Source organism: Streptomyces sp. P9-2B-2 (genome assembly GCF_030406865.1).
Lineage (GTDB): Bacteria > Actinomycetota > Actinomycetes > Streptomycetales > Streptomycetaceae > Streptomyces > Streptomyces platensis.
Genome location: NZ_CP129126.1, coordinates 3,310,754 through 3,328,325, shown reverse-complemented (window position 1 = coordinate 3,328,325; position 17,572 = coordinate 3,310,754). Strand labels below are relative to the sequence as shown.

Here is a 17,572-nt window from a genome sequence, read left to right as displayed (position 1 = left end):
CAGACATCACATCATGGCTGGGGCGGGGTGGGCGTCGGCAGCGAATATGCTTTGAGGATATCGGCAACCCGGTTCAGATGGTGCTGGGCGTCCGCATTCATCGCCTGCTGTGGTGAATTCACTCCCGGTCGGGGATCGCTGAACGGACTGTTCGCCTCGCCCTTCCGATAGCCGATGCCATATCCGATGGGCATGGTCTCGGGCATGTAGTGCGTGATATAACCCGAACAGTCCGCGTGGCCCTTTGAATGCTTCGGGTGGCCGCAGGGCTCGCGCTCGGTGTACATGTGGTCGATGTTGTAAGGCTCCTTTCCCTGTAGCCGGCGGTCCTCATTGATGCGTTCCATCCAGCCGCCGAGGTGTGGCTCCGAATGATCGGGGCGGGGGCCTGCGTGACTGAATGAGCTGTCCACCACGTAGTGCGTTTCGTTGGTGTGTGGATCGGTCACCTCGATCACCGCGTAGTTCCGCCCGGAGAAGTCCGGCCGCATATCGCGCGTGTTCTCCGCAATCTGGTGCGCCATGGTCTCGCCGTAGGCATCGTCCAGGTAACGGCGCGTACGCCTCGCGGGCGCACCGCTGGACGGTCCCGAGGGCTCCACGTCGGCAAAGGGAGTCTTCGCCTTCTGGCGTATATCGGCGGCACGGGAGTCGGTGCGACTCTCCACCCCGTCCCAGTTTTGCTGACGCAGCACATCCCGTTCCCGCAGTGCTTCCCGCTCGATCTGAGGCTGTTGGGGCTTGTGCTCCCCATCCTGCTCGTTCTCGTCGTGCTGGGGCTGGTCGGGCTCGTTCTGGTCGTGGTCGATTTCCCGCCACTTGTAGGGCGGGTAGTTTCCTTCGCGACGGTGCGGGCTCGCGGCAACGCCCTGCTGCATATGGAAATCGATGCTCAGCCGCGCAATGACACCGACCACGGCAGCCTGCTCGCTGCGGTTGAGGTCACGGAAGCCGGTGATCCGGTTCTCGAGATCCTTCTTGCTGAAGGTGGTTCCCGCCTCGCTCCCCTGGATCACCGACCGCAGTTCACTGTTTCGGTTGTTGGCCAGATCTTCCATGAAGCCATAGACCCGCTCCATGTCGATCTGATGCACATTATTACGGATACGCAGGTGCTGCTGTGCCTCGTCCGGCGGAATTCCGTAATGCTCGTGGTCTGCGTCCTGCCTCTCGTTGTACGGCGCTGAACCACGGGGAGGGGAAGCGGAGTCGTTGTTGTTGCCGTCGTTGTCATCGTCGGCGTCGGCCCATTCCTGATCCTGCGCCGCCTCTGCTTCGGTCGGCTGGTTCTGAGCGGAATCATGGGCGGACGGAGTATCGGAGGGGTGGTCCTCCGTCGATGCGTGCTCCGGGATGGAATTTTCGGTCTTCGATTTCTTCGCTTCGGGGCCGGAATTGTCGTCCTCGGCGGGGTGCTTGGTGCCCGAAGGGTCGGATGGCGGCAGGTTGTTGTCGGTACCTGAGGGGTTTACCGGGGTGTGGTGACCGGTGCCGTGGGGGCCGTTGGGCTGGGGATTCTGGCCCTGACCCTGACCTTGCCCCTGGCCGTGACCTTGCCCCTGGCCGTGACCTTGCCCCTGGCCCTGGCCCTGGCCCTGGTTCTGTCCCTGGCCCTGCTGCTGGGCGGTCGCGGGGTCGAAGGGCTTGCGGTCGGCGTCCAGGGTCAGGTGCCAGACGCCGTCGGCGTGGGTGTGGATGGGCTGTTGGCTGATCTCGCCGGTCTGGCTGTCGACCCAGACGACCCGGCCGTTGTGGTTGACGGCGTTGAAGACGTGGGCGCCGCCGCCGGAGCCGTCGGGGTTCTTGGGCCAGGTGACGAGGACGGCGGCCGCTGAGCCGTGGCCGGACTGACGGAGTTCGTCGGCGATGTGCTGGTAGCTGTCCTGGGCGTTCTGGCCGGAGTGGCGGAAGTTGGTGCCGGCCCAGTTCTGGATGTTGTTGGTGCCGTCGCGCTCACCGCTGACCCGGTCCAGGCCGCCGTGGCCGTCATTGTCGTAGGTACGGGGTGCCGAGACCTGCGGGTTGCCGTACCAGGACTCCATGAACGAGCGGGTGCAGTCGGCGCAGTTGTTGGAGCGGCCGGGGACGTTCGGGCCGCCGTCGTTCTGGAGCTGGGACCAGGGCTGGAAGGGGTCCGCATGACGCTGCGGGCTGCCGTCCGGATTGCGCGGGAACTGGTTCTCCAGCGCCTGCTGGTCGTGCGGGAACGGTGAATACAGGCCGCTGGGCTGGTGGTTGAGGCTTGCCCGGACGTCGCTGTGGCTCGGCCGCGGGGGGTTGCTGGGCGTCGCGGGCTGTTGCTGTTGCTGTTGGTGCTGGTGCGCCGGCTGCTGGGGCTGCTGGTTCTGGTTGTGGTGCTGCGTCGGGCCTTGGTGCTGCGGCTGCTGGTGCGGCTGCTGCTGTTGGTTTTGAGGCTGGTTCTGGTGCTGCGGGTTCTGTTGCTGTTGCTGCTGAGGGTGCTGCTGACTCGGCGGCTGCGACTGAGGCTGGTGGCTCTGGAGCGTCGGCTGCTGGCGCGGGTCCGGGCGATCCGGCTGCGGCTGGCGCGGGTCCGGACGAGGCGGCTGCTGCTGCGTCGACTGCTGTTGCTGCGGACGCTGCTGGTTCGGGTCGTGCGGTTGCTGCTGCGGAGGACGCTGGGTGCTGTCGGGACGCGGGGTGTCCGGACGGGTGGCGTCGGGCCGGGGGGTGTCCGGACGCGGCGGGGCCTGGTCGGGGCGCTGCTGCCGGGGGTCCGGGCGCCCGTTCTGGGGGTTGCGCGGGTCGTCCGGGCGGGTGGCGTCCGGGCGCGGACGTGACTGGTCCGGGCGCGACGCGTCGGGTCGGGTGGCGTCGGGCCGCGGCGTGTCCGGGCGGGTGGCGTCGGGTCGAGGGGTGTCCGGACGCTGGTTCTGGGGGTGTTGCTGGTCCGGCCGCACGGGCTGCGTCTGGTCCGGGTGCGGCTGGTTCTGGTCCGTGCGCGGGCTCTGCTGGTCCGGACGCGCCTGCTCCGGGCGCGGCCCCTGCTGGTTCTGCTGGGGTGCCTGGTTCTGGTTCTGGTTTTGGGGCGGGCGGCCGGACTGCTGGTCGTGTGGGGGCTGCTGGTTCTGGTCCGGGCGGGGGCCGTCGAGGCGTGGGTTGTAGGGGGGTGGTTCGGGGCGGCGCTGTTGGGTGGCGTCGTGGATGATCTGGGAGCCGTCGGCGCGGCGGTTCGGGCCCGGGGCGGTGGTGTTGGGGCGCGGGCCGTCGAGGCGCGGGTTGTACGGCGGGGGCTCGGGGCGGCGCTGCTGGGTGACGTCGCGGATCGCCTGGGAGCCGTCGGGGCGGCGGTTGGTGGGCCCGGGGGTGTTCCCGTTGGAGGGCGTGCCGCCGTGTGGGGCACCTGAGTTGGGGGTGGCCGGGCCGCCCTGGGAGGGCACGGCGGTGGGCATGCCCATCACCGGGCCGGAGGTCTGCGGGGTGTTCTGGGGGGACTGCTGGGGCGTGGACGGCGTGCCGGTGTCCGTCGTGTGCGCGGTCGGCGCGGGAGCGGTCAGCGTGTCGGCGGACTGCGTGGTGACCGTGGTGTCGTCGTCCTCGCGGACGTGCGGCATCGGGTCGCCGGGGGCCGGGTCCCGCTGCCCGACGGGCGGGCCGGACGAGCCGGAGTGCTGTACCGGAGCGCCCTGGGAGGGCACGCCCACGTGGGGTGTGGAGGGCCGTCCGCCGCCGGTGCCGCTCTGGGAGTTGTCGCCGTTGGAGGAGCCGTTGCTGCTGTTGTCGCCGTGGGATGCGGCGCCGTCGCCGGGCGGATTCCCGGATACCGGGTCGGGGGACGGCGGCGACTGCTGCGGGGACTGCTGCGGCGACTGTGCCGCGTCGGGGTGGGAAGGGCCGTCCGGCGAAGGCGAGTTGGACTGGGGCGACGAGCCCTGGTCCGGGGACGGGCCGGAGTCCGGCGATGGGGACGGGCCGGGGGACGGGGCCGACCCCGAGTCGGGGGTCGGGCCGGCGTCCGGGTGGACGGAGAGGCCAGGTGTCGGCTGGGTGTCGGCGGAGTCCGCGTGCGGGCGTGCCGCGTCCGGGGTGTTGTCGGGAGTCGGCTGGGTGCTGATGGCGTCCGGGCGCGCGCCGTCAGGGGTGTTGTCCGACGTGTTGTCCGGGGTGTTGTCCGGGGTGGGGTGGGTGCTCGCCGAGTCCGTGTCCGGGTCCGGGCGGGAGGTGTCCGGGGTGGGGCCGCCCGAGTCGGGAGTGGTGCCCGAGTCGGGGGTGGGCCCCGCGTCCGGGGTGGGGGAGTTCCCGTACGGGTTGTGGTGGTTGCCGCCCGTGTAGCCCTCGTCGAAGGCGGTGCGCTGGTCCGGGGGTGGCAGGGGCTGGGACTCGGGGGTGGCGCGGTTGCCGTCCGGGCCCGGGGTGCCGCTGTCGGAGGTGGTGGCGGGGCCGCTGTCGGAACCGTTGCTCGTGGATGTGTCGCCCGGGCGGGGGGAGTGCGAAGGGCCGCCGGAGTCGGAGCCGTTGCCCGACCCGTTCCCGTTCGCCCCGGACCCGGACCCGGACCCGGACCCGGACCCCGACCCACTGTCCGTGCCGGTCCCGCCGCCGTCGGAACCGGACCCACTGCCGGTACCGGAGTCACTTCCCGACCCCGACCCGGACCCCGACCCGGACCCGTTCCCGTCCGACCCGGACCCCGAGCCGCTTCCGGAATCACTCCCGGACCCCGACCCGCTGCCGGATCCTCCGCCGTCACCACTGCTGTTGCTGCTGTTGCCGTTGCCGGAACCGCTGCCGGAACCCGTGGACTCGCTGCCGCCCCCGTCGTTCCCGCCGCTGTCCTCGCCGCCGTCCTCGCTCCCGCCCCGTCCGGCGGCGTGTTCCAGGCCGTTGCGGGCGTGGTGGCCCGCTCGGCTGCCCGCACCGTCGCGCAGGGACTCGGCGAAGGTCTGGCCGGAGTTCTTGAGCGCCTCCACGCCCGCCTCGGCGCCGGTCTTGGCGCTGCGGCCGACGTCGAAGCCGTTCTGCGCCCCGAAGTGCATGTTCATGCCCTGCGCGATGGCGTCGGAGACCATCGCCTCCAGCGCCGAGACGGCCGGCTCCTTGACCGTCTCGACGATCGCCTCGACCAGCGCCTCACGCGCTTCCTTCAGGATGCGGCGCACGATCAGCCGGGTGGCCTGGGTGGCCGCGGCCGCGCCGATTTCGGACAGGCCGAAGGTGAAGGGCGCGGCCGCTTGAGCCGCGATGATCTCTGCCGCGAGGATCGCCAACTGGGCGATCACCGCGACTTTCATCCCGATGATGACCCCGGAGCCGGCGTCCATCGCGAACGCGATGAGTTCGGCGGCGCTACGGGCGTCGTCGAGGTATCCGGAGCCGTTGCCGGAGTACTTCTCCCAGGTCTTGCTGAAGCCGTCGATGCTGTCGCCGGAGTTGGCCGACAGCACATTGCCCGCCGCGGTGATGCCCTCGGACTGCAGCTGCTCGACCGCTTTCGCGAACTCCCGCCACTGGGTGGCGGAGTCGTTCATCTTGTCCTCGTCGCCCGTCGGCCAGTCGTAGCCGAGCATCTCAAGTACCCACTCGAGCCAGTCAGGAAGCATGAGCGACATGGCGGCAATCCCCCGGGAAGCGGTAAAGCTTGATCACGAAAGTGGCGACGCGGATGAGGAGATGAAGCGTCAGACGTGGGGCGACTTGAGGGCGACGATCTGCTGGCCCTCCGCCTCGGCGTTGGCGATGTGCTGCTTCATCAGGGAGTCGTTGAAGTCCTCGTCGGCCTGGTGGTTCTCGCCCATGGTGTTCAGGGCGCCGCCGATCTCCTGGAGCTTGGCGGCCAGATGTCCCATGGACTCGTACATGCCGTCGCGCAGGCCCTCGTAGACCACGCCGAACTTCTCGCCGATCTCGTCATCGCCCCACGGCGGAGTGTCCTTGCCCTCCAGGCCGGTCAGCGCGCTCTTCAGCTTCGTCACCGCGCTCTGATAGCGCCGGCCGACGCTGGTGAAGTCCTTGCCGCCGGACTTCAGTGACGGAATGTCGGCCTGTAGCCCATCTCCTGCCATGGCGTCCCCCGTTCCCTGGAAGCGTCGTCGTGACCGCACAACATTCAACGAGTCTAGTGGGGTATGCCCGTACTGCCTCAAGGAGTGTGCTGTCACAAGGGTGTCACTGATGGAGGGGGCACGTATCGCCGGGTGGGCCTGGATGGGTGGTACGTCAGGAGGTGCGGCATGCGCCCGGTTTGGCCGTACGGGCCCGGCGGAACGAACCCGCTCGTGCGGGAGCCGGGGGGACATCAGGCCGGGAGGCGTCAGGCCCGCGAGGCATCCGGTCCGCAGGGCGTCAGGTCCGTGAGGCGTCCCGGTCGAGTCGCGCTGCTGCTGGTCTCCACCGGGCCCGGTGCGCTGATGACGCTGGCCGCGCTCCAGGGGGCGGCGGTGAGTGAAGACCGACGCGTTCGGCGCGGCCACCGCCACCGAACTCGCCCGGCCGGACTTCGTGGCCCTGGCCGGATCGTTCGGCGTGCCCGCGGTCCGGACGAGCCCGGAGCGGCTGCGTACGGACCTGGCGGCGGCGCTGGCGGCCCCCGGGCCGTCGGTCGTCGTCCTCCCGGCCCGGCTGCGGATGTTCGCGCCCACCCACCTGGACGCCTGAGGCTCCTGGTGGGCGGGCCGCGTAACTACGGTCCCTCGGAGGGGTTCCGGCCTGCCCCCACCCGGCCCTGGAGCAGCCGGGACAGCGCCGCGTGGACGTCCTCGACCGAGCGGTCCGGCTGGAAGGACTGCCAGTCCAGGGCGGCCACCAGGACCATGCCGAGGAGGGCGGAGGCGGTGAGGGGGATGTCCAGCTCGTCGGAGAGTTCCCCGTTCCGAACGGCGTCCCGGAGGACGTCCTCGACGACGGCCTGGGCCCGGCCGCGTACGGACGTGAGGGTGTCGCGCCAGGTGCGGTTGGTGCGCCAGAGTTCGGCGACGTAGAGCTGGATCAGGGCGGGGGAGCAGGCGATGAAGTCCAGACCGGCCCGGATCATCGCGTCCAGGGCGTCGACCCGGGTGCCGCCGCGGGCCGCCGTGGCGTCGGCGGCCCGGCGCAGGGAGTCGGCGAGCAGGTCGATGCCGTCCCGCAGCAGCTCCTCGTAGAGGACGTTCTTGCTGGCGAAGTTGTAGTAGACGGTGCCCTTGGCGACGCCGGCGCGGTCGGCGATCTCGTCGACGGTGGTGGCGGAGAAGCCCTGTTCCGCGATGAGGGTGACGGCGGCGTCGAAGAGCCGGCGGCGCGTGGAGCTGCGCCGGGGGCCGGGGGCGGCCCCCGGGGCGGTGCCGTCGCCGGCACCGCCCCGGGAGACCGGGAGCACGTTCACAGGCTGAGCTCCGGATGCAGGTCCTTCATCCGGACGACCTGCCGGCTGCGCGCCGCGAGGGCGGTGAGCGCCAGCGCGCCGACGGTGAAGACCGCCAGGACCGCGCAGCCCTGCTGCACGATGGCGAGGTCGCCGCCGGTGATCAGCCGGCGCAGGCCGTCGACCACGTAACTCATCGGCAGGAAGGGGTGGATGGCGGCGAAGAACCCGGGGCTGGTCTGCACCGGGTAGGTGCCGCCCGCCGAGGTCAGCTGGAGCATCAGGACGACCAGGGTCAGCACCCGGCCGGCCGGGCCGAAGAACGCGCCCAGCAGCTGGATGATGGCGGTGAAGCAGGCCGTGGCCAGCAGCAGGAAGCCGACGGTGCCGGCCGTGCGGGCCATCTCCAGGCCGAGGCCCCAGTGGAGCACGGCCATCAGTGCGAGCACCTGGACGACGCCGATCGCGTAGGCCGGCAGCCAGGAGCCGAGGGCGATCCGCCAGCCCGGGGCGCCCGCGGCCAAGGCGCGCTTGCCCAGCGGCTGGAGCAGCATGAAGGCGACCATCGCGCCGACCCAGAGGGAGAGCGGGATGAAGTACGGCGCCAGGCCGGTGCCGTAGTTGGGCGCCTTGTGCAGCGACTTGGCGGCCAGCTCGACCGGGTCGGCCATCACCTCGGTGCGGGTGTCGCGGTCCTTCTTGTTGTAGTCCGGGATCTTGGAGACGCCGCTGTGCAGGCCGTCGGACAGCTGGTTGCTGCCGTCCTTGAGCTTGAACAGACCGCCGGTGAGCTTGTCGGCACCGTCCTTGGCGACACCCAGGCCGTCATGGAGCTTGCCGGCGCCGTCGGCGAGCGTGCCGATACCGTCGGCGAACAGCCCGGCGCCCTGGGAGACCTGGTGGGCACCCGCGTTGAGCTGGTTGATCTGGCCGATCGCCTTGTCCGCCCGGTTCGCGATGCCCGGTGCCTCATCGGCGACCATCGCGGCGCCGTGGTGCAGCTCCCGCACCTTGGTGCGCAGCTGGCCGAAGTCCGTGTGGGCGACGGTGTCGTTGACCTTCTCCGCCGCGTCGGCGGCGAGGGCGCTGCCGTCCGCGATCGCCTTCAGCTTGGGGCAGTCGGGGTCGGTGTCGACGAGGCCGTTGCAGCGGTCCTGGTAGAGCTCCGCGGCGTTGTCGGCGTTCTCCCGTGCCTGCCGGGCGGCCTTGGCGGAGTCCCCCGGCAGCTTGCCGAGGTCCTCGTCGAGCTTCTGGGTGAGGTCGGCGACGACCTGGGCCCGCTGCCCGATCTCCCGGCCGTGCTCCCTGAGGTAGGGGAGGTCCTTCCGGGCGATGCCGTGGACCTTGTCGGCGAGCTGCTGGGTGCCGTCCGAGACCTTGCGGGCGCCCAGGCTCAGCTGCCTGGCCTTCGTGGCGGCCTCCGCCGCGCCCTTGCTGATCCGGTCCGCGCCCTTGTCCAGCTTGCCGAGGCCGTCGGCGAGCTGGCCGGTCTTGTCCTTGGCGGTGCCGAGGCCGTCATCGAGCTTCCCGGCGCCGTCCGCCGCATCCGCTGTCTTGTCGTGCAGATCGGAGAACGAGATGAAGATCTTGTCGAGCATGGTCCGCGACGAGGCGGCCGAGGTCTTGGCACGGACCTCGGAGAACACCGTCTTGGAGATCGAGCCGACGACGTAGTTGTTGGCGTCGTTCGTCCGGACCTTGAGCGCGCCGGTCTGCGGGGTCTTCCCGGAGCTGGAGGCGATCCGCTTGCTGAAGTCCTTGGGGACGGTCAGCGAGAGGTAGTACGTGCCGTTCTCGACGCCCTTGGCGGCGTCGGCGGCGCTGACGTCCTCCCAGTGGAACTTCTTGCTGTCCTTGAGGTTCTCGGACAGCTCGTCGCCCACGTGGATCTCTTTGCCACCGGTGGTGGCGCCGCGGTCGTCGTTGACGAGGGCCACCGGGATCTTGTCCAGGCGGCTGTACGGGTCCCAGAACGAGCAGAGGTACAGGGCTCCGTAGAGCAGGGGGATCAGCGTCAGGGCCACCAGGCCCAGCCGGGGCAGCTTGCCCCGGCTGAACCGCCTGAGCTCAAGCGCGGCCAGCTTCGGCGAACGCATCCGCTGCCTCCTCCTCGGTGGTGTCGGCGTCGTCCTGGACGGGGGTGGGGGTGGGGTCGGCCTTGGCGGCCTCGGTGTCCGTGCGCGCCGTGCGGACGATCAGTGCGTCCTCCGGTGCGCCGTCCCCGGCGGCCACGACGGTGAGGCCCTCGCGGGTGAGGTCCCGCAGCAGCTGCCAGGCCTCGGTGCGCTCGGCGTCGGCGAGCTTGAGGTCCACGTCGTCGACGGCCAGCAGCTGCGGGCCGTGCATCAGCCCGAGCGCGACGGAGAGCCGCAGCGCCTCGATCCGCTCCAGATCGCGCACGGTCGTGCGCAGACCCTTGGGGAGGCTCTCGGGGTCGAGCCGGGCGGCCGCGAGAGCGGCGTCGACCCGGGCCCGGGTGGCCTCCTTGTGGCGCTTGCCCCAGGGGAGCGAAGCGAGCGGCGAGCCCTGGATACGGGGGCCCAGCAGGGCCCGCTCCTTGAGGTGTTCGCCGACTGTGAGGGCCGGTTCGAGGTCGGCGACGCCCGGCACATGGGCGAGCGCGGTACGGCTGCGCACCGACCCCATCCGCTTGGGCAGCGCGAGCCCGGCGACCGTCGCCTCCCCTTCCGTGATCCGCATCCGGCCGGTGAGGGCCAGCAGCAGACAGGTGCGGCCGGAGCCGGAGGGGCCCTGGACCGCGATCAGCGTGCCCGGTTCCGCGGCGATGTCGACCGCTCGGAAGGCCCATCCCCGTGGGCCCTCCACTCCGATTCCGCCGGCGTGGACCGCCGCCCCCTGGCGGGTGGTGTTCACCGACACCCCTCCCCTTTTGATCTGACTGGTCAGTCTAAAAGTCTGCCCTATGGAGGGTCTTGTTGACCAATCGGAGGGCCCGGGCCGAACCGGACCGCGTCGATCCCGTGACCCGAACGGCGCAGCCGCCCTAGGGTGCAGGGCAGGCGGGGGCCTGATGATGTCCATGGTGGGTCCGTATCGCGGGAGCGGTGCGGACCGCGCACAGACGACGGAGAACCATGCACCCTTCGGCACAGCACCCCGTGGAACGGCCGCCGCAGCGGTCCCCCCGCCCCGTGGCGCCGCGCTCCCGAAAACTGGTCGCCCCCCTGCTCGCCACCGCGCTGATCGCGGTCCTCGCACCCGTCTCGGCCTCCGCCGCGGCGCCCACCCCGGTGCCGGAACCGGCCGGTTCCGCGCAGGGGCCCTGTATGAAGGCCGACGGCTGGACCGCCACCGCCACCAGGATCGACCCGAAGGACAGTCACCACGCCTTTGTGGGCAACGGCTACCTCGGACAGCGGGTGCCGCCCAACGGCACCGGCTACGCGGCCCCCGGCGGAACGACCGGCTGGCCGCTCAAGACCCCCGAATACGACGGCTCGTTCGTCTCCGGGCTGTACGCCAAGGGACCCAAGGACCTCAAGGGCCGGCAGGCCATCGCCGCGATCCCCACCTGGACCACCCTCGACGTCGCCACCGGCGGCGCGCACCCCGACACCTTCTCCTCCGCCACCGCGCCCGGTCGCATCTCGCACTACCGTCAGACGCTCTCCCTGCGCTGCGGATTCGTCCGTACGTCGCTGACCTGGACCGCCGCCGACGGCCGCGTCACCGACCTGGTCTACGACGTGCTGGCCGACCGCACCGACGCCCACACCGGCGCCGTACGGCTGCGGATGACGCCCCATTGGAGCGGCTCGGCCACGGTCACCGACGGCCTCGACGGCCGCGGCGCCCGCCGGATGACACCGTCGGAGGGCGGGGCCACCACCGGGGGCAAGGAAGCCGGCGGCAAGGAGACCGGCGGTAAGGAGACGGGCGGCGAGGCGACCGCGGGCAAGGAGACCGGCGGCAAGGTGGGCGGCGGCGCGGGCAACGGCCGCACCATGGACGTCGGGTTCCGCACCGACGGGACGAAGACCGAGGGCGCGGTGGCCTCCACCCTGCGCACCGGGCCGGGCGTACGCGCCAACCCGCCCCGCCCGGCGGCGCAGGACAAGCTGAGCAACCGGCAGCAGGTGTCCTTCCCGGTCCGGAGCGGCCGCTCCTACGAGCTGACCAAGTACGTCGGCGTGGACACCGCACTCACCTCCCGCACCCCGCGCGCCGCCGCCGACGCCGCCTCGCGCCGGGCCGCCGACCGCGGCTGGGACGCCCTGTTCGCCCGGCACAGCGCCGCCTGGCAGCGGCTGTGGCGCAGCGACATCGAGGTCAAGGGCCGCCGGGACCTCCAGTCCTGGGTCCGCTCGGCGCAGTACGGCCTGCTGGCCAACACCCGCGCGGGCAACCGCAACAGCATCGGCCCCACCGGTCTGACCAGCGACAACTACGCCGGCGAGATCTTCTGGGACGCCGAGACCTGGATGTACCCGGGCCTGCTCGCCGCCCACCCCGCCCTCGCCAGGTCGGTCGTCGACTACCGCTACAAGACGCGGGCCGGGGCCGCCGCCAACGCCCGCAAGCTCGGCTACAAGGGGCTGTTCTACTCCTGGACCAGCGGCAGCAAGGGCGATCTGTGGACCGAGTGCCACAGCTGGGACCCGCCGCACTGCAGGACCCAGAACCACCTGATGGGCGATATCTCCCTGGCCACCTGGCAGTACTACCTCGCCACCAAGGACACCGCCTGGCTGCGGTCCCGCGGCTGGCCGGTCCTCAAGGGCATCGCCGAATTCTGGGCGTCCCGGGCCACCCGTAACACCGACGGCAGTTACTCCGTCAAGAACGTCGCCGGTCCCGACGAGTACAGCAACGGCGTCAACGACGCGGTGTTCACCAACGCCGGGGCCGCCACCGCGCTGCGGCACGCGGGCCGGGTCGCCGCGATCCTCGGCGAGAAGGCACCGGCCTCCTGGAAGACCCTCGCCGACAAGCTGCGCATCCCGTACGACAGCAAGAAGAAGATCTTCGAGCAGTACGCCGGGTACAAGGGCACGACCATCAAGCAGGCCGACACCGTGCTGCTGATGTACCCGCTGGAATGGCCGATGTCGCAGACCCAGGCGGCCCGCACGCTGGACTTCTACGCCGGGCACACCGACCCGGACGGTCCGGCCATGACCGACTCGGTGCACGCCATCGACGCGGCCGGTATCGGCGAGCCCGGCTGCGCCACGTACACCTATCTGCTGCGGTCCATCAAGCCGTTCGTCCGCGGGCCGTTCCAGCAGTTCTCCGAGGCGCGCGGTGAGAAGGCCGGTGCCTCCGACCCGCACGCCGGAAAGCCCGCCCAGGACTTCCTCACCGGCAAGGGCGGCTTCCTCCAGACCTTCACCCACGGGCTGACGGGGCTGCGGCTGCGCGAGGACCGGGTGCGGCTCGACCCGATGCTGCCGCCGCAGCTCTCCGACGGCGTCACGCTGCGCGGACTGCACTGGCAGGGCCGGACGTACGACATCGGGATCGGCGCGCACCAGACCACGGTGCGGCTGACCGCCGGTGCGCCGATGCGGATCGAGTCGCCGGAGGGCGAGAAGATCGTCAGCCGGGGTGTGCCCGCCGTCCTCAAGACCCGCCGCCCGGACCTGGCGGCAACTTCGAACGCGGCCCGGTGCACCTCGGCCGCCGCGACCTCGGAGGAGCCCGGTCTCTACGCGGGCGCCGCGGTGGACGGCAACGCCACCACGGCCTGGGTGCCCGACGCCGCGACCGGCACCCTCACCGTCGATCTCGGCCGGACCACCCGCGTCGGCCAGATCACCCCGCACTGGAACGGGACCCGGCCCACGTCCTACAACGTCCAGGTCTCCCGGGACGGCAAGCACTGGACGGGGACCGGATACGCGGGCCGCAGCCCGGCCCGGTACGTACGCGTCACGGTGCACGGTGACCGGAGCCCGTCGGCCGACGGCAAGCCCAAGCCGCATCCGGGGATCTCGGAGCTGACGGTGGAGCGGGTGCCGGACACGACGGGGGAGCGCGGGAAGTAGCCCGCCGCGCCACCTGAGTAACGGCCCCGCCGGGCGACGGCCCCGTTCCGGACCATCCGGAACGGGGCCGTCCGCCGTGCCGGGGGCCGGGCGCGCACAGAAGTTCGCGGCAGCGGGATGAAATCCGCGCCACGCGGTGTTGGCGCCCTCGAACAGTTCGAAAAAAAGTGTCGATGGGTGGGAGGCACCGGGTGGCGGGGACGGACACGGAACGAGCGGGCTGGGCGCGGCGGCTGGCCCGCGACTGCTGGCAGTACCGGAAAGACGTGCTGCTGGCCCTCGGCTCCTCGCTCGCCGGGATGGCCGTGCTGGCCCTGGTCCCGCTCGTACCGAAGCTGATCATCGACGATGTCATCGTCCGGCACTCCCGCCCCCTCGGCCCCTGGGCCGCCCTCATGGTCGTGGCCGCGCTCGTCGTCTACGTCCTCACCTACATCCGCCGCTTCTACGGCGGCCGGCTCGCCCTGGACCTCCAGCACGATCTGCGGACCCGGATGTTCGGCTCGATCGCCCGGCTCGACGGGCGGCGGCAGGACGAGCTGAGCACCGGCCAGGTGGTCGGCCGCGCCACCAGCGACCTCCAGCTGATCCAGAGCCTGCTGTTCATGCTCCCGATGATGATCGGGAACGTCCTGCTGTTCGCGGTCTCGCTGGCCGTGATGGCGGTGCTGTCGCCGCTGCTCACCGTCGTCGCGCTGGCCGTCGCCCCCGCCCTGTGGTTCATCGCCAAGCGGAGCCGCGCCCGCCTCTTCCCCGCCACCTGGTACGCCCAGGGACAGGCGGCCGCGGTGGCCGGTGTCGTGGACGGCGCGGTCGCCGGGGTGCGGGTCGTCAAGGGCTTCGGGCAGGAGGAGCAGGAGACCGGGAAGCTGCGCGAGGTCAGCCGCCGGCTGTTCGCCGGACGGCTGCGCACGGTCCGCCTCAACGCGCGCTACACCCCTGCCCTCCAGGCCGTCCCCGCGCTCGGCCAGGTCGCGATGCTGGCCCTCGGCGGCTGGATGGCCACCCAGGGACAGATCACCCTCGGCACCTTCGTCGCCTTCTCCACCTACCTGGCGCAGCTGGTCGGGCCGGTCCGGATGCTGGCGATGATGCTGACCGTCGGCCAGCAGGCCCGGGCCGGTGTGGAGCGGGTCTACGAGCTGATCGACACCGAGCCCACGCTCGCCGAGCGGCCGGACGCCCATGAGCTGCCCGCCGACGCCCCGGCCACCGTCGTCTTCGACCGGGTGACGTTCGGGTACGCGCCGCTGCACGGGGGCGCGGACGGGGACGCCAACAGGGGCGAGGGCACCGGCCCCGCCCCGGACGCTCCGGATGCCCCGGCCGCCGCCCGTCCCGTCCGCCCGGTCCTCGATGACTTCTCGCTGCGCATCGAGGCGGGAGAGACCGTCGCCGTGGTCGGCACGTCCGGCAGCGGCAAGTCCACCGTCTCGCTGCTGCTGCCGCGCTTCTACGACGTCTCCGCCGGCCGGGTCCTGGTCGGCGGCCACGATGTGCGCGAGCTGACCCTGGAGTCGCTGCGGGCCGCCATCGGTCTGGTCCCCGAGAGCAGCTTCCTGTTCTCCGACTCCGTACGCGACAACATCGCCTACGGCCATCCGGACGCCACCGATGAGCAGGTGCGCGCCGCGGCCCGCGCCGCCCAGGCCGACGGCTTCATATCCGAGCTCCCCGAGGGCTATGACACCAAGGTCGGCGAGCAGGGGCTGACCCTGTCCGGCGGCCAGCGCCAGCGCGTCGCGCTGGCCCGCGCCATCCTCACCGACCCCCGGCTGCTGGTCCTGGACGATGCGACCTCGGCGGTCGACGCCCGGGTCGAGCACGAGATCCATGAGGCGCTGCGCGGCGTCATGGCGGGCCGGACCACTTTGCTTATCGCGCACCGCGCCTCCACCCTGGCGCTCGCCGACCGGATCGCCGTCCTCGACGGCGGGCGGCTGGCCGACCTCGGCACCCAGGAGGAGCTGGCGGAACGCTGTCCCCTCTACCGCAGGCTGCTGACCGACCCGGAGGAGCTGGGCGGCGTCGAGCGGGACCCGGCCGGTGAGCTGGCCGGCGCCTTCGACGGCGAGTTCGCCGCCGACGGACAGCCGGACCCGGCGGCGGACGCCGACGGGCGCGACGGGGTACGGGACGGCGCGGCGGGCCGGGCCGGGGCGGACGGCACCATCACCCCCGAACTGTGGGTCCGCCGGGAGCAGGAGGCCGAGGCGGGCGGCGCCGGAATGGCGGCCCGCGCGGCCGCCGCCGCGGGGCCCGGCATCGGCGCCGCGATGGCCGGACTGCCCGCGACACCGGAGCTGCTCGCCCAGGTCGCCGCGCTGCCGCCCGCCACGGACACCCCGGACGTCGACGAGGACCGGGCCGTCCGCCCCGAGCGCTCCTACGGCCTGCGCCGGCTGCTGGACGGCTTCGGCGGACCGCTGGCCTTCGCGCTGGCGCTGGTCGCCGTGGACGCGCTCGCCGGGCTGCTGCTGCCGGTGCTGATCCGGCAGGGCATCGACGAGGGCGTCCGCCGCGGCGCGCTGATCGGTGTCTGGACGGCCGCCGCCATCGCCCTGGTCGTGGTCCTGGCCCAGTGGGCCGCGCAGATCGGCGGCAACCGCATGACCGGCCGCATCGGCGAGCGGACCCTCTACGCCCTCCGTCTCAAGATCTTCGCGCAGCTCCAGCGCCTCGGGCTCGACTACTACGAGCGGGAGCTGACCGGCAAGATCATGACCAGGATGACCACGGACGTGGACGCCCTGTCCACGTTCCTCCAGACCGGTCTGGTCACCGCCCTGGTCTCGATGCTGACCTTCTTCGGCATCTTCATCGCGCTGCTGGCCATCGACCTCCAGCTGGCCCTGCTCGTCTTCGCCACCCTCCCGCCGCTGATCATCGGCACGTACTTCTTCCGCAAGCAGAGCGTGAAGGCGTACGAGCTCGCCCGCGAGCGGATCAGCGTCGTCAACGGCGACCTCCAGGAGAGCGTGGCCGGACTGCGGATCGTGCAGGCGTTCCGGCGCGAGGGGCAGGGCGCGGAGCGGTTCGCCGCCCGCAGCGACGCCTACCGGCAGGCCCGGGTCCGCGGCCAGTTCCTGATATCCGTCTACTTCCCCTTCGTGCAGCTGCTGTCGTCCGTGGCGGCGGCGCTGGTGCTGATCGTCGGCGCCGGCCGGATCGGCTCCGAGACCCTCACCGCCGGGGCGCTGGTCGCCTACCTGCTCTACATCGACCTGTTCTTCGCCCCGGTCCAGCAGCTCTCCCAGGTCTTCGACGGCTACCAGCAGGCGTCCGTCTCGCTCGGCCGGATCCAGGAGCTGCTGCGCGAGCCGACCACCACCCCGGCCGTCGAGCGGCCCCGGGCGGTGCCCGCGCTGCGGGGTGCCATCACCTTCGACGATGTGCACTTCCGCTACGGCGGCGACGGTGAGGAGCCGGCGCTGGCCGGTATCGCGCTGACCATCCCGGCCGGCCAGACGGTCGCCTTCGTCGGTGAGACCGGCGCCGGTAAGTCCACGCTGGTCAAGTTGGTCGCGCGGTACTACGACCCGTCCTCGGGCGCTGTCCGGGTCGACGGCACCGATCTGCGCGAGCTGGACCTGACCGGCTACCGCCGCCGCCTCGGCGTGGTCCCCCAGGAGTCCTACCTCTTCGCCGGCACGGTCCGCGACGCCATCGCCTACGGCCGCCCGGACGCCACCGACGCCGAGGTGGAGGCCGCCGCCCGGGCCGTCGGCGCCCACGCGATGATCGCCACCCTCGACGGCGGCTACCTCCACGAGGTCGCCGAGCGCGGCCGCAACCTCTCGGCCGGCCAGCGGCAGCTGCTGGCCCTGGCCCGCGCCGAACTCGTCGACCCGGACGTGCTGTTGCTCGACGAGGCCACCGCGTCCCTGGACCTGGCCACCGAAGCGGTCGTCAACCAGGCCACCGACCGGCTCGTGGGGCGCCGTACGACCCTCGTGGTCGCCCACCGGCTGACCACCGCGGCCCGCGCGGACCGGGTGGTGCTGCTCGACCAGGGCCGGATAGTCGAGGACGGCAGCCACGGCCAGCTCCTCGCCCACGACGGCCGCTACGCGGAGCTGTGGCGCACCTTCACCGGCGAGGAGGAGGAACTGGCGGCCTGAGGGGCCGTTCGGGGGCCGCTCCGGGGCGGCCCCCGGCCCCGTCCGCGGCCGTTCCACCACGGCGCCGCGGCGGCCGTGCGCGAACGGCTGATCCACCGAACGGCGCCAAGGGCTGGTGGCACCCCCGCCGCGCCGATAGGTTCAGC

General features: G+C 71.9%; 7 protein-coding genes and 1 pseudogene. 3 read left to right on the top strand and 5 right to left on the bottom strand.

The features are described from left to right. Positions 1 to 11: 11 nt before the first annotated feature. Both QT196_RS14450 and QT196_RS14445 read right to left on the bottom strand, forming a co-directional pair. A complete protein-coding gene (locus QT196_RS14450) occupies positions 12 to 5,567 on the bottom strand; it encodes a toxin glutamine deamidase domain-containing protein (RefSeq protein ID WP_290355027.1) in 5,556 nt (1,851 codons plus the stop codon). A gap of 69 nt (positions 5,568 to 5,636) precedes the next feature. Further along, positions 5,637 to 6,020, bottom strand: a complete 384-nt coding sequence (locus QT196_RS14445) for a hypothetical protein (protein WP_168479205.1) — start codon at positions 6,018 to 6,020, stop codon at positions 5,637 to 5,639. 312 nt (positions 6,021 to 6,332) lie between these two features. On the opposite strand from QT196_RS14445, the pseudogene QT196_RS14440 reads away from it, so the two are divergent. After that, positions 6,333 to 6,612: pseudogene (locus QT196_RS14440) on the top strand (thiamine pyrophosphate-dependent enzyme); the annotation flags it as partial. A 25-nt stretch (positions 6,613 to 6,637) separates the two neighbouring features. On the opposite strand, the gene QT196_RS14435 reads toward QT196_RS14440, so the two are convergent. The 3 genes from QT196_RS14435 to QT196_RS14425 are packed head-to-tail and all read right to left on the bottom strand — an operon-like array spanning position 6,638 to position 10,171. Then, on the bottom strand, positions 6,638 to 7,318 hold the full coding sequence (locus QT196_RS14435) for a TetR/AcrR family transcriptional regulator (RefSeq protein ID WP_266731140.1): 681 nt from the start codon (positions 7,316 to 7,318) through the stop codon (positions 6,638 to 6,640). Then, positions 7,315 to 9,393 carry a YhgE/Pip domain-containing protein gene (locus tag QT196_RS14430; RefSeq protein ID WP_168479204.1) on the bottom strand — a complete coding sequence of 693 codons (2,079 nt, stop codon included), beginning with the start codon at positions 9,391 to 9,393 and terminating at the stop codon, positions 7,315 to 7,317. Before QT196_RS14430 ends, QT196_RS14435 begins: the two co-directional genes overlap by 4 nt. Further along, complete coding sequence (locus QT196_RS14425) at positions 9,365 to 10,171, bottom strand: ATP-binding cassette domain-containing protein (protein WP_290355026.1); 807 nt, start codon at positions 10,169 to 10,171, stop codon at positions 9,365 to 9,367. The genes QT196_RS14430 and QT196_RS14425 overlap by 29 nt, the downstream gene beginning before the upstream one ends. 221 nt (positions 10,172 to 10,392) lie before the next feature. Between QT196_RS14425 and QT196_RS14420 the strand changes: the two genes are divergently transcribed. After that, positions 10,393 to 13,305, top strand: a complete 2,913-nt coding sequence (locus QT196_RS14420; RefSeq protein WP_290355025.1) for a discoidin domain-containing protein — start codon at positions 10,393 to 10,395, stop codon at positions 13,303 to 13,305. Positions 13,306 to 13,496: 191 nt separating this feature from the next. Next, positions 13,497 to 17,426 (top strand): ABC transporter ATP-binding protein, encoded by a 3,930-nt coding sequence (locus QT196_RS14415; RefSeq protein WP_290355024.1) that lies wholly within the window; start codon positions 13,497 to 13,499, stop codon positions 17,424 to 17,426. Positions 17,427 to 17,572: the final 146 nt, after the last annotated feature.